Source organism: Flagellimonas myxillae, from assembly GCF_023502235.1.
Lineage (GTDB): Bacteria > Bacteroidota > Bacteroidia > Flavobacteriales > Flavobacteriaceae > Flagellimonas > Flagellimonas myxillae.
Genome location: NZ_JAMFLY010000002.1, coordinates 462,333 through 478,874, shown reverse-complemented (window position 1 = coordinate 478,874; position 16,542 = coordinate 462,333). Strand labels below are relative to the sequence as shown.

Below are 16,542 nucleotides of genomic sequence, written 5' to 3'. Positions count from 1 at the left end.
TCGTTTAAACCCCACTAAAGGCACTAAATCCACCATCTATAGGTACCGTAATCCCTGTTACAAATTTGGATTGATTGCTCGTCAGCCATAAGGTGGTTCCCACCAAATCCTCCGGTTCCCCAAAACGGTTCATCGGAGTGTGTTCCAATATGGTTTGTCCTCTTGGGGTCAAACTACCATTACTTTCAGTTAACAAAGTCCTGTTCTGCTCCGTTAGAAAAAAACCAGGTGCCAATGCGTTGACCCTAATGCCCACTGGGGCAAAATGTACCGCCAACCATTGGGTAAAATTGCTAACCGCTGCCTTGGCTCCACTATAGGCGGGAATCTTGGTCAGCGGCCTATAGGCGTTCATGGAAGAAACATTCAAAATGGAGCAGCCCTCCCTGTCTACCATGTCTTTGGCAAAAATTTGAGTGGGCAATAAAGTTCCTATAAAATTAAGATTGAACACAAACTGGATTCCTTCTGGATCAAGCTTGAAAAAAGTCATTAGATCCTCATCCGCCTCAAGATCCTCCGGAAATAAATGGGTATTACTGGTGGTTCCCTTGGGGTGGTTGCCACCAGCTCCATTGATCAAGATATCGCAAGGTCCCAGTTCCTGGTTCACTTGGGTATGGGCCAACTCCAAACTTTCCTTTTGTAGTACGTTGGCCTGTACGCCAATAGCTTGCCCTCCTTTTTTAATAATGTTGATGGCTATTTGGTCGGCTGCTTCCTTGTTTAAATCCAAAACGGCCACTTTGGCTCCTTGTTCGGCTAGATAATCCGCCAAAGTGCTGCAGAGCACTCCTCCGCCTCCAGTTATCACTACCACTTTGCCCTGTAAATACTCGTATTTCGGAATGGTCATTTGCAATTTTATGTTATTCTGTGTACTTTTTACACAGATAAAGATATGCATTTTTTTATAAGCACAAAAATTCTACTTTAGCATTCCTCCTATGACTAAACAAAAAGACCTCCAAAACATCCAAGTCAGGTTGGACTCCTTTGAGTGTTCCATTACTGCGGACATCACCGTTTTTGGGTATGTGGACAATAAGTTGAAGGTCTTGCTCCTGAAAAAAACCGTTGGGGATTTCAAGAATCACTGGATGGTTCCCGGTGGGGTTATGGAGGCCCATGAGACTGTGGAGGACTGTGCGGCCAAAGTTCTGTTTGCGCTCACAGGTTTCAAGGACATCCATTTTGAACAGGTTAAAACCTATAGTTCACTGGACCGTCACCCCCTCAAAAGAGTAATCACGGTTTGCTATTATGCCCTGGTAAAACCAGAAAACCATCCCCTGACCCTTCGTAGCGATGTGCAACAAATCCATTGGTTTGATGTGGACAAGCTTCCGGACGAACTGGGTTTTGACCATGGCCAATTGATCAAAGATGCCTATTTGTTTGTACAGACCAACCTAAGGGACAAACTGGTGGTTGGCGAATTACTGCCCAAACAATTTACCCTGCCCGAACTTCAGAATTTATACGAGCATATCCTAAACGTGAAATTGGACAAACGCAATTTCCGAAAAAAGATGTTCCAGATGGACATACTTCAAAATACGGGGCAAAAGAAGGTTGGCATTAAAGGCGGACCCTTGCTGTACGAGGTTAAAAAAGGTTGATTCTCAAACAACTACACTCCTGTTTCATTTTAGTTCCTGAACCCCTGCCAATTCTAGTGACAATCCACCTTAATAATGTGTCATATTATCAAACCAATATTCAAACTAATGGAAATTCGCAAAGTAAAAAAGTACAAGGTAAAAAAGAGGTTCAGCATTGGCATGAAAATGTGCGACAAACACGAGATCTTATACATTGAGGACGCCAATGCGGAAACGGACGACGTTCAAAAGGTGTTTGGGGAAGATAAAAGCTATCTCAATGACATTTCACTCCAAATGTTCTTGGCCTTAACGGAGGGGTTTATACAAAAGACCTAGAGCGAAATCCAGTACAAAGGTTGAAGGGTATAATTTTTAAAAATTCCAAAAATCGAAATCCAGCGTTAGTAAATCTAAAAATCAATCATGAACCCTAACAAATTTAGTTGGGCCAGTATTGGCGCAATTTTCGTTGGGCTTACAAATGTAACTCATGTACAAATCGGTTTTGGTCAATGAAAAAACATACTCGTGGAAAAATCCGACCTCCTGAAATTCCAAATCGTTCAATGCAACAAAAGGAACCGAAGTGTCACTTTGAAAATGGATTCCAGGGTACGAAAGTTTAATTCTATCCCCATCAACCTCATAGGTTCCCAAGGCCTGGGAAACGTATCCAAGAATTTGTTTGTCGGACGAGTCGGTGACAACATCCGATCGTATTAGCGAACCATCGATTTTAAATTCCAATCGTTGATGAACATTGGATTGTGGAAATTCTGAAATTTCATACCGAAACACGGACCAAGTTCCGACCAGGGAAGTTTCAATGTCAAAATCGTCTTGATCAGAGCATGAATAAAATGCATGGGTTGCCAAAACCAAGAATGCGATCAATTTTTTCATTTTGGGAGGTTTTTCCTTTAGATACCTGTTTTGTGGTTTGGTTGTGTTGCCTACTCTTGCGCCTACAAAATAACTTCGTCATGTTTGGGGCAGCTGAAAAACTTGTGTGTATCCAAACATATTTAGGTGATTGTAAGATAAACGGATTCGAGTGGTAAATATTCACATCGTTTTTGCGTTATTTACTTCACACAAATCCAAATATGAAAATAATCTACTGTTTACTAATGCTGCTACTTGGAGTTCAATTCATTTCCTGTTCAGATGATGATTGCACAAAAACCCAAGTACTTTATGGGAACCAACAACTTGGCGGGAATAGGGTTATCGAAGTTCCATGCGACTTTCCAGAACCCGAACCCATTACCCCAACCATTTAACGACAGTATTTTTTAAACTGAAATAGCTTTCAAATTTTAATCGTAATCCAGCTAAACTCCAAAGAATGAAAAACCTCAACAACACTATTTTTTTCCTAATCGTCCTTTCCTTTACTACAGCTTGCAGTAGCGATGACACTACTGCGCCCGATGCCATTGTTGGCGAATGGATTACGGTACAATATTTTCGAGGGGACAGGGAAAGAGAGGTCGATTTTTGCAGTTCAAAAATTGTGAACATATTCCGGACCGACGGTTCTGCGCCAGCCCGATGGACAACTGGCGAAACTCCTCCCACGGGATGTGAGAATCTCAGCCTTTCCAGTCTACAATGGGAACATGTTGGGGACAACCAATGGGAAGTGGGAACGGGCGTTCTTGTAAAATCAATACTTAGTTTGCAAGGCAACCTGTTGAGAATGGAAGATGTTGGGTCCGATAGGGTATTTCTCTTGGAAAGATATTAATGTAAGCTCCCGCAGGCACATCCTGTGCCTTCTTACTTTATTTTGTTAAACCCGCTGTTCTAAGCTGGTGGCAACCTAAATATAAAGATGGATCACCTCGAATGCCAAACAGGAAAAACATTATTACCCTTATTGTGGGTCAATTGTTTAAGTTCTTGCCCGTTTAAACCAATTGTAAAAACTTGAAAATTTGGGGAATTTCGTTTGGATGAAAATGCAATTGTTTTACCATCTGAAGACCAAGAGGTGCCATAAAAAATGGGAGGGGCACCCTCGTAGTACGGGACAAACAAATTCCGTTTCGCGTTTTGGTTGTGGGTAAGGTTCTTACGTCCAGATCCATCGGAGGACATGGTATATAAATCAATATACCTTTTTTGACCTTTTTTGGGAATCGCATGAAAGGCAATCATGCTACCATCTGGAGAAAGTGAAAAGCCAAACTCATCAACATCCATGGTATTGGTCAGGTTTTTCACGTTTTTCCCATCTGCATCCATTTCGTAGATGTCCGAATTCCCAGAGCGATCTGAACCAAAAAAGATCTTCCTACCATCTGGGGACCAGATGGGGCCAAAATCAGAACCCTTGGTATTCGAGAGATTTATATCTGAAGTTCCATCCAGTTCCGTGACAAAAATCTCAAAATCTCCTTGGTAATATGGAGCGTTTTTAGTATCCACCTTATTATATGCGACTTTTTTACCATCTGGGGACCATGAGCCTACGTAGGTATAGTGAGGTCCTTTGGTAAACTTACGCTGTTGGCTAAAATCACTTTTGGCAATAGCCACTTTATACCCACCATATTTATAGGTTCCAAAAATTACATGCTCTCCATCTGGTGAAAATTTTGGAGAAGTATTGGCACGTCTGGGCACGGCATCAAACGTGTGTTGTCTAATTTCCTTGCCCTCCGGGTTCATGGAGAATATTTCAAACGATGGGATGCTTTTACTCTCCATTTCTGAATCGAAGTAGATACGTTCCGCTTGTTTCTGCTGTCCAAAACAAAAGGAAACACACATCAGGAAAATGGTGTACAGCGAGGTGCAAAATACCATTTTTATTGCTTGTAGGGAGTATGCTTTTAATTGTTTAAGGGCCATGGTCTTTATACATTTCTTTAAGACCAAATTAAAGGGCATGGCCCAGATTCAATTTTCATTTGTGACTAATGTCGAAATTTGGGAAAAACGGTGAGTTGGAATATAAGTTATCACCCACGTTCGTGGAGAATGGAAACAATACGTTCCTTGTACAACCTGCCCGATCTAAATTCCAAACCTGTCTTGAGCCGTATTCTGTAGTAGGAATTGCCCAAATAATAACATTCTTCCAAATAGCGTTTACTTATGATCAGGGATCGGTGAATCCTGATAAATTCCAGGGGAGAAAGTTCCGTCTCGACAGAATTCAAAGTTGCTCGAAAAAGGTTCATATCCTTTTCCGTATGCAGTTCCAAATAATTTCCCTCGGATTTTATAAAGACCAGATCTTCTGTTTTTACCGTTAACAAGCGCCCATTTTTCTTGATTTCAAATCCGGTCCTGAAGTCTCCCGGAGCCTTGTTATTTTCCAGTCCACTAAATAAATTGCTCAGTTTTTTACCCAACTCCAGTGCCTGGTCATTTTGCTTGACCGACCGCATTCTATCCAAGGCGGCATCAAGACGTTCTTGGTCAAAGGGTTTTAAAAGGTAATCCACGGCATTGATCTCAAAAGCTTTGACCGCATAAGCATCGAAGGCTGTCGTAAAAATCACATAGGGCACCTTTTTTAGCCGTTCCAAAATTTCGAACCCGCTCAGGTTGGGCATTTGAATATCAAGAAAAACAAAGTCGGGTTCCTTGATCCTGATTTTTTCAATGGCTTCGCTTCCATTTCGGCACTCCCCAACAACAGCTACATCCGTATGCGTTTGCAATAGTTTCAAAATCCGCTGCCTAGCCAAATATTCATCATCTATTATTACACATCTAAGATTCATTGCTCATCTTTTTAGGGGAAGGAAAATCCGTGCTCTATATAGTTTAGAATTGACAGCTCCTGCTTCAAATTCGTATAGATTGCCATAGAGTCCTTCCAATCTCTTTTTGGTATTTTTCAACCCTAATCCAGTTCCCATTTTAGGATATTGGGAACAATTGGGTTCCAAGCTATTCAAGACCGTAAGACCGAGCTGTACTTTATTGGGCGCTGAAAGGTTTAGCTCTTTTGCCTCCAATTGAATGTACCCATTTTTTAGGGCTGGCACCACTCCATATTTGATGGCGTTTTCAACAAGCGGTTGTAAAATCATACAAGGCACTTGGGCCTGTAAAACATTCTCTGCGATATTATAATCTATTTTCATTTTATCGGCATATCGGATCTGTTCCAAATCCAGGTAATGTTGAATGAACTCCAATTCATTTTTCAAGGTGGTCATCTGATCCATTTCATTTTCCAACATACTCCGAAGCAACGCACCAATTTTGGCAAGCATTTGTTGTGCCTTTTGGGTGTCTATATCGATCATGGACGCAATGGAATGCAAGGTATTGAAGAGAAAATGAGGATGTAATTGCATCTGGAGAGCGCTGATCTGGGCTTGTACCAACGCCTGTTGGTTTCGAAGGTATTGCTTTTGATAGTCGGCACCTAAAAACACAGCGAAAATGACTAATTGTTCAATTAAACTTGAAAAAATCCCCACCACAAGAGCTACCAAACCGTTGGGCCCAAAGAACTCCTTCATATAACCAGAATCCATGTAATAGGCCACATCGTATAATTTGGTTGCCAGTGTCCGATGTAACAGGGAAATGATTAAAACGCCCATGATTATTCCAGCCCATGTTAAAGTTGTTTTTCCCTTTTTTTTTATTCTTTTGGTTAGAATGGCAATACATGGGGCAAGCACCAACCACAATCCGTAATTGATAATTATCCGCAAACTGATAAACCCCCAACTAAAGGGGTAGTTATAGTTGTTTACTAGATGGTTCGTGTATTCCTTGGCAATAAAAAAGAAGGATACAATCAAAATGGCAACTCCCAATTTACCAAAAGGGATAGGCAAATTTTTATAACTTTGAAGAAGCTGCTTTTGCATACTATCAATTTACCTTTCTAAGGTATAAAAATGAATTCATCGATCTTCCAAATTCAGATTTATAAGATGACCAAACCCCTTTTCATAATCGGAAGTATTTTCTTGTTTTTATGTTACTCTTGCAAGGACGGCAGAAAATCGGCTCCTGAACGCAACACGGATACTCAGGAATCCCTAAAGGATATAAGCGAACTTACCTATCAGGAAATATTTTACTTGCTACACGATGAAGAAGAGTACGGGGTAGACTACCACGGGGAAGCTTTCGGACAAGATGCTTCTGCATTGGTAAGTTTGGTCACCTTGGACTCAGAATCCTGCGGCCATGGGGTCGCATTAAGAAGCTCCGAAAAACTGAGAACCATCCAAACTGCAGTGAGGGTTTCCTTTAATTTTCCCGGTAACCCTGCCAATGAATTCCATCGGCTTTATACAGTAAAACCGGAAGAAACCCACCCCATAGGAAATACCAAACTTTGCTATAAGGGTTCGGAATATACAATTCATCGGGAAGTGGTTTCAGCCGGTTTTAAACAAACAATCGAAAATTAACTACCATCCGCCCGACGGTCCAGGAGGAATACCTTTCAGCCTTGTGTAAATTGTGCTCTTTCCATGCTCGCGCTGCAAGTGGGAGGTCATGATCAAGATGGATTGGAATCTGGACATTTTATTGCCGAAAAATTCAATTTCCTCTCCTAAATCCTGCATACTTAAATTTTCAATCCCCGACCGAATAAAAGCGAAAGACCCCTCCATTTGTGCTATCAGCTCCTGTTTTACCTTGGTACTTGTTACCGGGTTGGGCTTGGGCGACTCAAGCTTTACCACTGAGGCAAAAAGATAATTGGCACCGGATGTGTGTGCCATTTGTTCTGCAAAATCCCTTAATTCGGGTGTAGGCTTAAATTCGTAATGTTCCTCCGGCATAGCCTTAGCTGTTTCGACCACCATTTTGGTCATATTGTCCCATGCTTTTAAAACATTCTCCTTTTTTATTTGGGCCTGTGCTCCACAAAACGATATTAACATTACCACACATAAAAGTTTTTTGATCTTGATTGTCTTCATTGAATTGGATTTTTGTTCGACTCGAAATTATATCAGTGGAACCTTAACGATAAACCTTTTGTGATAGACAGGAATTTCTGGGATTAAATGAATTGATTTGACTCTATACAGCCCATTAAAATTATTCTCCATCACAATTTTGTCCGTTTATCCCAAACCGATGTAAAAAATTTTCAATCGGAACTAGCTTGCCCAAAATTTAAATTCAAATGCAATGAACCTAAAATCAGTTATGGGAATTTTGGTAGGGGTCTTGGCCTTTTCCTCCTGTCAGAATGGTCAAAAAAAGAACACTATATCAACACAAAATGAAATCCAGGACAGCACAGAAATCCAATCGGAATCTATAAAATTGAAAAAGCAATCAGGAACGCCTGATTTAGGCCCAAACTTTAATCCCGTTGCTTCGGAAATCGCCTATTACTCCTATACAGATGTTGACCAATCGAAAGCCAAAATCTTTGTTTCCAATTTAGATGGAAGTAACCACCGTGAAGTTTCCACCTTAGATTCAATAGGTTTTCATACCGAACCCAAATGGTCTCCCGATGGAAAACAAATAGCGTATACCAATTTTTTGGCGGAGGGAGCCCAAATGAGGTCCATATCTTCCGACGGTAAAACACTGACCCATCTTGTACAGGTTACGAAAGATGGTTTTCACATGTTCAGCTCCTGGGACTTATCAGGCGAAGGATATTACTTTTTTCATTGGCCCAAAGATGCCTTTACACCAGATGCATACTTTGCCATAGGCAACAAAGTGGAGAGGCTTACCGAAAATGGGAGGACCAATAGGCCCCAAATAACGGATGGTGGTCAATTATTTGTTAACCGAATTGATGATTTGGAAAACTATGTAGCCACCAAACAACTTTTTAATAAAAAAACGAAAAGAACCCAAGATATGCCTGAGTTGGAGGGTGAATTTATTACAGGTAGCCATTCAGTGAAAACGGTGGAGCAAAACAATGCCACTGTTTTTATCCTCGAAGACCTCCATGGAGAAGATATTAAAAAACTGGCGGAAGTGCCCTACAAGGGAATCATGTTCACGACCATAGATAAACATTTAAAATATGTGGCTTACAATACCAGTTTTGAAGACGGCGCAGAAATTCACCTGGTTGATGTGATAACTGGAGAAATAATCAAGCTTACAGAAAACTAAAACATTACTTGACACATGATGAAAATAATAATATGGCTATTGATTTCCCTTGCACCTGTGCTTGTACAAGGTCAATCTGAAATCGTGAAACTGAACATTGGACAAAAGGAATTACTTGTAAGAATTACGGTACCTGAAAATTATTCTATGAATCATAGTTATCCCGTACTATTTGGCCCTGGATTGGATGGAGGGGATATTGATCAAGGTTGCCGATATTTTGGGAAAAACCCAGAACAATTTGGATGGATCTTGGTAGAAAGTCTGGTTCACATGGAAAACCGGAGTGCGATGTCCGTTTTGTTGGATCACATTGAATCCAATTACACATGCGGCAAGAAGTTTTTATTTGGATTTTCTGCCAACAGTGTTGCTGCATTTGAGATTGCCTCCAACTTTTCCAATAGGATATCTGGCGTTATAGCCATGCCAGGGAATCCACAATCGAATAATAATCAAATGCTCAACAACTTGTCGGCACAACAAATTATAATGGTGGTTGGTGAACGGGACACCTATTGGAAAAAGCGGGCGGAAAAGGCAAAGGTCATATTAGACAAAAGAAAAATCTGGAATAGATTGGTTATTGTTCCCAACGGTGGTCATATTTTGGACGAGTTTACTGGGCATCCCTTATTTTCTCTACTGAATAAAACTTTAACTTTCCAATAACGAAAGTTCCCATCAAAGCACCATAAAACAAGACAAAAAGCCCAAGTCCATTTAATCCCTTAAATTTATACAAAGGGTTAAAACAATTTTTGCGCTGCACATGGGAATCAAAAAAAACAAATTCTTTGAGCTCGGCCGTGCTCGTTTACAGCAACAAAAGGGCTAAATGAGAATTAGTGCCATTTTCGATTTTTTATTATTGGCAGGGGCCATCCATGGTTTTCTGTTCATTATGGGCACCTTTCTGCTCAGAAAAAAAATAGAGAAACCCGTGCTGTTTCTCAATCTCTTCGTCCTTTTCCTTTCCCTGAATAACTTCCAATCGTGGTTGATGGACAAAGAGTTGGTCTTTGTGGGGCCCTTCATGGAAAACTTCATATTCCCTTGGAACATCCTCATCGTACCCATGTTCTACGCTTTTTTGGTGTACTTCTTGGGTATTGAAAAAAAGCGATGGCCATTTCTTAAGTTCTCCATTGTCTTTTTTGTGGTTGCCCTTGTTGCCCGGGCTTATCTAATTAAGGCGGTAAGTAATCAAACGCTGGAGGCTTCGAGCATTACAGATTACAACAACCTTGAGGATTTTTTGGCCTTGGCATATTCCATTTTTCTCTATGTAAAATCGATACGTTTGGTTTTCAAATATCAACAGCTGTACCCAAATGTTTTAAAGTTCGATAATCTCAAATGGATCAGATTGTTTTTGAAGTTGGGTGGGATTGTTTTTGTTTTTTGGACTATCGCCATTCTTTTCAACACCTTTTCATCTGTATTTGATCCTCCCTATACCTATTATCCCCTACGACTCTCTTCTTCTATTTTGATTTATTGGGTGGGGTATCAGGGGTTTTTCCGATATGTGACCTTAAAAAATAGGATTGCCCTAAGAGCCGATTTGAAGAAATCAAAAAAATACACGCGATTTGAGGATTTGGTGGAACGCAGGGAACAAAACCTTTCCAAATCAAAAGAAACTTTTGGACGCATCCACAATTTCATCCTTGAAAACAAAAGATATTTGGACCCCCATCTTAGTCTGGAAACTTTGGGTGGTGAGGTGAACATGGGAACCAGTAGCCTTTCAAAACTGATCAACGAGAATGTTCAGGGAAACTTCCCCGATTATATCAATCAACTTAGGGTGGAAGAAGCTAAAAAGATTCTTCTAAACCCTGAATTCGGTAACTATACCATCGCTTCTATTGGTCTGGAATGTGGGTTTAATTCCAAATCTTCCTTTTACACAGCGTTCGGAAAAACAACCGGAAAAACTCCTACGGTATTTAGAAAAGAGACCAACTAGATTGTCCGAATTTTTCCATTTCGGATGATTTTGGACAATGAAAAAACAAGCGTCTATTAGGTTTGTGATGCACTAAAACCAACACCAGATGCTGTGGATCTCAAAAAATTTAATTACTAGCCTTCTATTATTAATAACCCTAGGAACGATTTCTTTACGGGCCCAGTCCGAACCATTAATGTTTTATTCGGCCAGCGGCGGAGTTGGGTACTACAACCCTCTAGCCAAAGAGGTGCCAGGGGGCCTAATGCTGGATTTAGGCATTTCCGCAATACTTTCCGATGAGATTTTTTCCCTGAATTTCAGTAAACGAATTTCTGAACAAATAATCCGTGAAGAAGATTATCTAGGTTTGGACATCACCTACGGTAGAGCACTGGAATTGGGCCAAAAATGGCTGCTGGAAGGGCATTTTGGTCTTGGGTATATAAGACAGAAATTAGGCTTTTTAGCCTTTGAAACCGAAAGCGTAGATAATGTGGACCACGCCATTGGACTCCCTCTTAGGGCAAAGTTTGTTTACAGAATCAGCAATTCTGTGGGGTTTGGCGCAAACCCTTATCTCAACTTTAACGGTCTTGAAACTTTCTATGCCATAAACCTCATTTTTCAATACAACTTTTAGTCCCACCTCGTAGCCGCCTTTTCATGAAATAAATCAAAACGTAAAACTAAAACACCATGCAAACCAAAAAAAGTAATACCCAGTTTTTCCCTTTCACAAGGAGAAAAAAAGTGAAGTCCCCTGTCGCTCTTTTAATGTCATTTTTAGTCCTTAATCTAAACATGGGTTGTTCGTACTACACCGTTAGTCCAATGGAAGTTACCAAGGAAAACATCCAAACATTCAACGCCCAGGAAAAATACGTGATCATTCATTCGGAAGGTTCGACCTATAATTTACAGAACATGGTTTTGAATGAAGATACCCAAACCATTTCGGGTACGACAAAACATTTGCTGATCCAACATTCTTATGCTGAGGCACGAGAAAGTAAACGTGTTCATAGATATAAAAAGAAAAAACAACAACCCCTCAGTGAAGTACATTTTTATGTAAAAGGTGCCAGCTTTCCCAAGATGGACACTGAGATCACTATTCCTTTGGAACATATAATTTCCGTATCCATCAATAATCCCAATTCGGGTCGAAGCATTGCCAATGTTTTTGCATCGTCGATAGGGGTATTTTTTGCCCTAGTGCTCATTGTGGCATTGACCAAAAGTTCGTGTCCCTTTGTCTACATCAAAAATGGACAGGAATACATTTTTACTGGAGAGTTATACCCTGGGGTGATAACGGCCAACATGCAGCGAGACGATTACCTTCCCTTGCCCAATGTGGAAGCAGAAAATGGGAAATTTGAGTTGAAGATTACCAATGAGCTCAAGGAAATTCAATATACCGACCTCACCCAGTTGATTATTGTTGAACATGATAAAAATGTAAAGGTGCTGTTGGACAAGAATGGCAACCCACACTCCTTTGCCAATCTAGATTCCCCGCGAGCTGTTAGCTATGATGGCAAACGCCAAACTTTAGGGCAAATCCAAGATAAAGACAACGATTATTGGTCCTTTAACTCCGCCGAGAAAACACCGAACAGTACCAGGGAAATGGTTCTGGAATTTGACAGACCCAAGCATTCCGATACGGCTAAATTGTTTATGACCGCAAAAAATTCTGTCTGGCTAGATATCGTCTTTGGAAAGTTCAATGAACAATTTGGGTCATATTACAACGACTTTCAACAAAAACAGCAGACGCTCCCAGGGCATGTGAGCGAACAATGGATTAAAGATCAAAACATTCCGCTGTCAATTTATGTGGAAACGGCCAATGGCTGGAAATTGATGGATAGGATCTCCACCGTTGGTCCATTGGCGATGCGGGATATGGTTATTCCATTAAACCTTCAAAATGTAGGTGATGGTCCAATAAAAATTAAGTTGGAAACAGGTTTTATGTTTTGGGATGTGGACTATGTGGCCATTGATTACTCCTCAAACATAGATCTAAGTCCCCAATACATCGCGCCAAGTTTGGCCACCGATGAAAATAATTATGAGGTCACCCATCTGTTGAGCGAAACAGACTTGGATTATTTGGTTCAACCAGAAATAGGAAATGAGGTCCGCGTGATTTTTGATGTCCCTGAAGTGAACGAATCCATGGGCCAAAGTGTATTTCTAAAAAACCGGGGATACTACAACTACATAAGGGAGTATGAGGGGGCACCCGACCTTGCCTCATTAAAATCCTTTCGGGAAAAGAACGCCTTCTCCGAGTTTTCGGAATCCTCGTATTTGAACTTTGTTAGTATGGACAATCTAATGGTGAATTATGATAAGTAGTAAAAACCTTTCGGTTCCCTTTCATGAAAAAGAGCCTGTATTAAACTATGCGGTCGAAACCGAAAATCCGTCGGGAAGCCATAAAATCATCAGTGGGCTTATCAATGAACTGATTCACTTAAAATTGAAATGCAGTTTGCTGCGGATCATATTGACCACCTATAACAATCCCCTGGATTGGATACAGGCGCTGAAATACTTGATACGGCTCAGAAGACAGTTTTTGGGTGATAACAAACTAAAAAAAATGGCCATTACTGCCGGCAAATACTATATGGGGCTGTATACCCCAGGATGGAACAGTGAGGTATATAAAAAGTTTATTGTGTCGCAGTTACACGACTTTAAACCGGTGCAACAAAAAACGAATCGCTTTAATACGGTATTGATGGCGGTCACCAAAAAATGTCCGCTCCAATGCGAGCATTGTTACGAATGGGACAATCTAAACAAAAAGGAAGTGCTTTCTGCGGAGAAACTTCAAAAAATTGTAGATAAGTTACAGGAATATGGAGTGAGTCAAATTCAATTTTCCGGCGGAGAACCCCTGCTTAAAATTGATTCTTTGGTTTCCATTTTGAAAAATAGTCGGGAACAAACAGATTTTTGGGTCACAACTTCGGGGTTTAAGCTAACCCAAGAAAATGCCCGACGACTTAAACAGGCCGGTCTCACCGGAGTGATTATTAGTTTGGATCACTTTATTCCAGAAATGCACAATGAATTTCGGCATTTTAAAGATGCTTTCCATTGGGTAATGCAAGGAGTAAAAAATGCCGCGAGGGAGGATTTGGTGGTTGCCCTTTCGTTATGTACCACTAAAGAATTCATTTCCGAAAGCAACCTGAGAAGTTATATGGATCTTGCCAAGAGCTTACCTGTTTCCTTTGTGCAATTCTTGGAACCCAAAGCAGTGGGGCATTTTAGAGGCAAGGATGTTGCTCCGAGTCAAAAACAAATAGAATTGTTGGAGGGTTTTTATCTGAAAATGAATTTTGATCGTTCATTTCGCAGTTATCCCATTATTACTTATCACGGATATTATCAACGAAGGCAAGGATGTTTTGGCGCCGGAAAAAAGAGCATTTATGTGGACACCGACGGAGATATCAACCCGTGTCCCTTCTGTTCCAAAAAATATGTGAATGTATTGGACGAGGAGTTTGATCAAGCACTTGAAACGCTTAAACGGCAGGGATGCTCAATCTATTAAAGAAATGACACAATTATGAACGAACTTGGGATTTGGTTAGTGGGCACGCTCTTTTTCATTGTACGTTACGCCCTAATTGCTGGATTGTTTTACGGGGTATTTTATGTCTGGAGGGAAAAGAAATTTTTGGCGACAAAAATTCAACAAAAAGTACCCACAAGAGGACAAATAAATAGTGAAATTCTTTATTCACTAAGTACGTTGGTAATTTATGGATTGGGTATATGGCTCTTTCTTTTTTGGATACAAAATGGAAAAACGAAGCTGTATGGCAATATCGGTGATTATGGCGTACTGTATTTTCTGTGCAGCATCGTAATAATGATTGTTCTGCATGACACCTATTTCTATTGGACCCATCGATTGATTCATCATCGAAGCATTTTCAAATATGTGCATTTAACCCATCACAGATTCAGCAATCCAACTCCATGGGCGGCATTTGCATTTCATCCTTTTGAGGCCATAATTTCGCTGGGGATAATTCCCATCATTTTGTTTTTGATTCCCTACCATCAGTGGGCATTGATCATCTTTATAACTTTTTTGACGGTGTACAATGCCATTATCCATTTAGGGTACCCTATTCCCTATCTTACCTTAAGCACCTATCAAAACACGGGAAATGACCACAATCTGCATCATCGTGGAGTTGGTGCCAATTACGGTTTGTACTTTAATATTTGGGATAAGCTTATGGGAACCTACCGCAAGTTTGATGAGGACTGGTGAAGCCCACATAACTCAATACATCCTATTTGGATTGCAAGTCATTTCCAACAATAAGCAAGGGCAAGACCAAATAGGTCCTGCCCTAATTTAAATAACTATAAACTAACCAATTCAAACTAAATTCAGCAATGTATCAGTATCCGGGGTTTTGTTCCAACATACCTGGAATTAATTGGGTGCCCGGTTTGGGCAATAATCTGTCGGTTTCCGTTACCCCGGGGTGTACTCCTTGGTTGACTTCCACTACCATTTTCTTTCTTACCAAATCGAACCAACGATTCATCTCAAAGGCAAGTTCCCATGCCCTTTCGGAAATTACGGCATCATCAAAATCAGATGGGGACAATCCCGGAGTTAAATCTCCCAGTCCAGCCCGGTTTCGCACTTCATTGATAGCATCGTATGCTGCAGAAGAAGGCCCTCCCTCTGCCAAATTAGCTGCTTCAGCATAGATCAATAGTACATCCGCATAACGTAACATTACGTTGAACCCCTCCCCAGATAGGCCGCCACCAACAGTAGTTCCTGCGTCCCTGAATTTGGCAATGTGAGGTTCCACTCCGGCTTCTTCAAATGTTGATCCATCTGCAAAAATTGAGGTGAAGGTGGCATCTTTCCTGGGCCCATCTGGAAAAACGTCAAAGAATCGGGTTTCACTGTGAAAGTCTCCCCAGCCTCCTTCTCCATTGCCCCAATGTCTGGACGCCGTATGCAAATGACTTGAGGAAGCTCCATCATTTTCGGTAGATCCATAAAAGGCAAATATAAATTCGCTGTTTGTTAAGCGGTTGGCTTGTACCCATAAATCAGCAAAGTTTGATTCCAAGGCATAAACCCCGGAATCCATAACCTCCTTGGCTTTGTCACGTGCTTCGGCATACTTGGAGGTATCTTCCAACGGCCATCCAGCCATGGTTAAATATACTTTTGCCAACAACGCTTTTGCGGCACCTTGGGTTGGACGGCCCCTTTCTTCAAAACCTGCAGGTAGTTTTGCCTCTGCATCCTTTAAGTTTTCAACTATCGAAGTATAAATATCAATTTCTGAAGCCTGCCTTAAATTTTCAATATCTGTTTGGTTTTCAAAAGTGGTAAGTTGCACTTCCCCAAACCACCTTACCAAATGAAAATAGCAAAATGCCCGGATAAACTTTGCTTGCCCTTCTATCGCATTCAACCTTTCCTCTGGAATGTTCACGGCATTTTCAAGGTTTCCGATAATTACATTCGCATTGGCTATGGTTTGGTACATCCGTTGCCAAACGGCCAATATAGATTGATCACTGTCATTGGCACTTAAGGTGTTCAAATTTCTAAATATTCCAGCGTTGGACATTACATCCTCAGCCCCCGATGTCATGATCAATGGGTAGGCATAGTCAAAACTTTGCCATCCAGAATACAGTGGCCTAAAGGTTCCTGCCAGTGCCGCTTGAAATTCACTTTCAGAGGTGAAGAAGGAGTCCGGGCTCAATAAAGATGGTGGTGTCTCGTCAAGCTCAACTTCGGTACAACTAGCCCATAGTAGTGCCATCAAAAAGAGTATAGATTTAAATTTCATGTTTTTCATA

The 16,542-nt window shown here is 40.9% G+C and carries 19 protein-coding genes; 12 read left to right on the top strand and 7 right to left on the bottom strand.

Features of this window, described 5'->3' with window-relative positions:
- Positions 1-4 precede the first annotated feature (4 nt).
- Positions 5-856 carry an SDR family oxidoreductase gene (locus tag M3P07_RS10640; protein ID WP_249969893.1) on the bottom strand — a complete coding sequence of 284 codons (852 nt, stop codon included), beginning with the start codon at positions 854-856 and terminating at the stop codon, positions 5-7.
- 91 nt (positions 857-947) lie between these two features.
- Between M3P07_RS10640 and M3P07_RS10635 the strand changes: the two genes are divergently transcribed.
- Together M3P07_RS10635 and M3P07_RS10630 are read left to right on the top strand one after the other, a co-directional pair.
- Positions 948-1,622 (top strand): NUDIX hydrolase, encoded by a 675-nt coding sequence (locus tag M3P07_RS10635; RefSeq protein ID WP_249969892.1) that lies wholly within the window; start codon positions 948-950, stop codon positions 1,620-1,622.
- 108 nt (positions 1,623-1,730) lie between these two features.
- Positions 1,731-1,943 carry a hypothetical protein gene (locus M3P07_RS10630; RefSeq protein ID WP_249969891.1) on the top strand — a complete coding sequence of 71 codons (213 nt, stop codon included), beginning with the start codon at positions 1,731-1,733 and terminating at the stop codon, positions 1,941-1,943.
- A gap of 81 nt (positions 1,944-2,024) precedes the next feature.
- Here M3P07_RS10630 and M3P07_RS10625 read toward each other — a convergent pair whose 3' ends face one another.
- The gene (locus tag M3P07_RS10625) at positions 2,025-2,510 is read right to left on the bottom strand and encodes a hypothetical protein (protein WP_249969890.1); all 486 of its coding nucleotides are present in this window, start codon (positions 2,508-2,510) and stop codon (positions 2,025-2,027) included.
- Between the two features lie 203 nt (positions 2,511-2,713).
- On the opposite strand from M3P07_RS10625, the gene M3P07_RS10620 reads away from it, so the two are divergent.
- Entirely contained in the window at positions 2,714-2,890 is a 177-nt protein-coding gene (locus M3P07_RS10620; protein ID WP_249969889.1) for a hypothetical protein, read from the top strand.
- 65 nt (positions 2,891-2,955) lie between these two features.
- Positions 2,956-3,357: a hypothetical protein gene (locus M3P07_RS10615; RefSeq protein WP_249969888.1), complete on the top strand. Its 402-nt coding sequence runs from the start codon at positions 2,956-2,958 to the stop codon at positions 3,355-3,357.
- Between the two features lie 92 nt (positions 3,358-3,449).
- Here M3P07_RS10615 and M3P07_RS10610 read toward each other — a convergent pair whose 3' ends face one another.
- The 3 genes from M3P07_RS10610 to M3P07_RS10600 all read right to left on the bottom strand — a co-directional run bounded on the left by M3P07_RS10610 (position 3,450) and on the right by M3P07_RS10600 (position 6,454).
- Entirely contained in the window at positions 3,450-4,505 is a 1,056-nt protein-coding gene (locus tag M3P07_RS10610; protein WP_249969887.1) for a hypothetical protein, read from the bottom strand.
- Positions 4,506-4,576: 71 nt separating this feature from the next.
- Positions 4,577-5,347 carry a LytR/AlgR family response regulator transcription factor gene (locus M3P07_RS10605; RefSeq protein ID WP_249969886.1) on the bottom strand — a complete coding sequence of 257 codons (771 nt, stop codon included), beginning with the start codon at positions 5,345-5,347 and terminating at the stop codon, positions 4,577-4,579.
- 3 nt (positions 5,348-5,350) lie between these two features.
- On the bottom strand, positions 5,351-6,454 hold the full coding sequence (locus tag M3P07_RS10600) for a sensor histidine kinase (RefSeq protein WP_249969885.1): 1,104 nt from the start codon (positions 6,452-6,454) through the stop codon (positions 5,351-5,353).
- Positions 6,455-6,520: 66 nt separating this feature from the next.
- Between M3P07_RS10600 and M3P07_RS10595 the strand changes: the two genes are divergently transcribed.
- Positions 6,521-7,006, top strand: a complete 486-nt coding sequence (locus M3P07_RS10595) for a hypothetical protein (protein WP_249969884.1) — start codon at positions 6,521-6,523, stop codon at positions 7,004-7,006.
- On the opposite strand, the gene M3P07_RS10590 is transcribed toward M3P07_RS10595, so the two are convergent.
- Positions 7,007-7,525, bottom strand: coding sequence for a DinB family protein (locus M3P07_RS10590; RefSeq protein WP_249969883.1), 519 nt, complete (start codon positions 7,523-7,525; stop codon positions 7,007-7,009).
- A gap of 214 nt (positions 7,526-7,739) precedes the next feature.
- Here M3P07_RS10590 and M3P07_RS10585 point away from each other — a divergent pair, with 214 nt between their 5' ends.
- The 7 genes from M3P07_RS10585 (at position 7,740) to M3P07_RS10555 (ending at position 14,971) form a co-directional block, all read left to right on the top strand.
- Positions 7,740-8,696, top strand: coding sequence for a TolB family protein (locus tag M3P07_RS10585; RefSeq protein ID WP_249969882.1), 957 nt, complete (start codon positions 7,740-7,742; stop codon positions 8,694-8,696).
- Positions 8,697-8,711: 15 nt separating this feature from the next.
- Positions 8,712-9,368, top strand: coding sequence for a hypothetical protein (locus tag M3P07_RS10580; RefSeq protein ID WP_249969881.1), 657 nt, complete (start codon positions 8,712-8,714; stop codon positions 9,366-9,368).
- A gap of 166 nt (positions 9,369-9,534) precedes the next feature.
- On the top strand, positions 9,535-10,671 hold the full coding sequence (locus tag M3P07_RS10575) for a helix-turn-helix domain-containing protein (protein ID WP_249969880.1): 1,137 nt from the start codon (positions 9,535-9,537) through the stop codon (positions 10,669-10,671).
- Positions 10,672-10,849: 178 nt separating this feature from the next.
- A complete protein-coding gene (locus M3P07_RS10570) occupies positions 10,850-11,296 on the top strand; it encodes a hypothetical protein (RefSeq protein ID WP_249969879.1) in 447 nt (148 codons plus the stop codon).
- A 191-nt stretch (positions 11,297-11,487) separates the two neighbouring features.
- Positions 11,488-13,026 (top strand): hypothetical protein, encoded by a 1,539-nt coding sequence (locus tag M3P07_RS10565; RefSeq protein ID WP_249969878.1) that lies wholly within the window; start codon positions 11,488-11,490, stop codon positions 13,024-13,026.
- Positions 13,016-14,239: a radical SAM/SPASM domain-containing protein gene (locus M3P07_RS10560; protein ID WP_249969877.1), complete on the top strand. Its 1,224-nt coding sequence runs from the start codon at positions 13,016-13,018 to the stop codon at positions 14,237-14,239. The genes M3P07_RS10565 and M3P07_RS10560 overlap by 11 nt, the downstream gene beginning before the upstream one ends.
- Before the next feature lie 15 nt (positions 14,240-14,254).
- The gene (locus tag M3P07_RS10555) at positions 14,255-14,971 is read left to right on the top strand and encodes a sterol desaturase family protein (RefSeq protein ID WP_249969876.1); all 717 of its coding nucleotides are present in this window, start codon (positions 14,255-14,257) and stop codon (positions 14,969-14,971) included.
- Between the two features lie 133 nt (positions 14,972-15,104).
- On the opposite strand, the gene M3P07_RS10550 is transcribed toward M3P07_RS10555, so the two are convergent.
- Entirely contained in the window at positions 15,105-16,532 is a 1,428-nt protein-coding gene (locus tag M3P07_RS10550; RefSeq protein WP_249969875.1) for a RagB/SusD family nutrient uptake outer membrane protein, read from the bottom strand.
- Positions 16,533-16,542 lie beyond the last annotated feature (10 nt).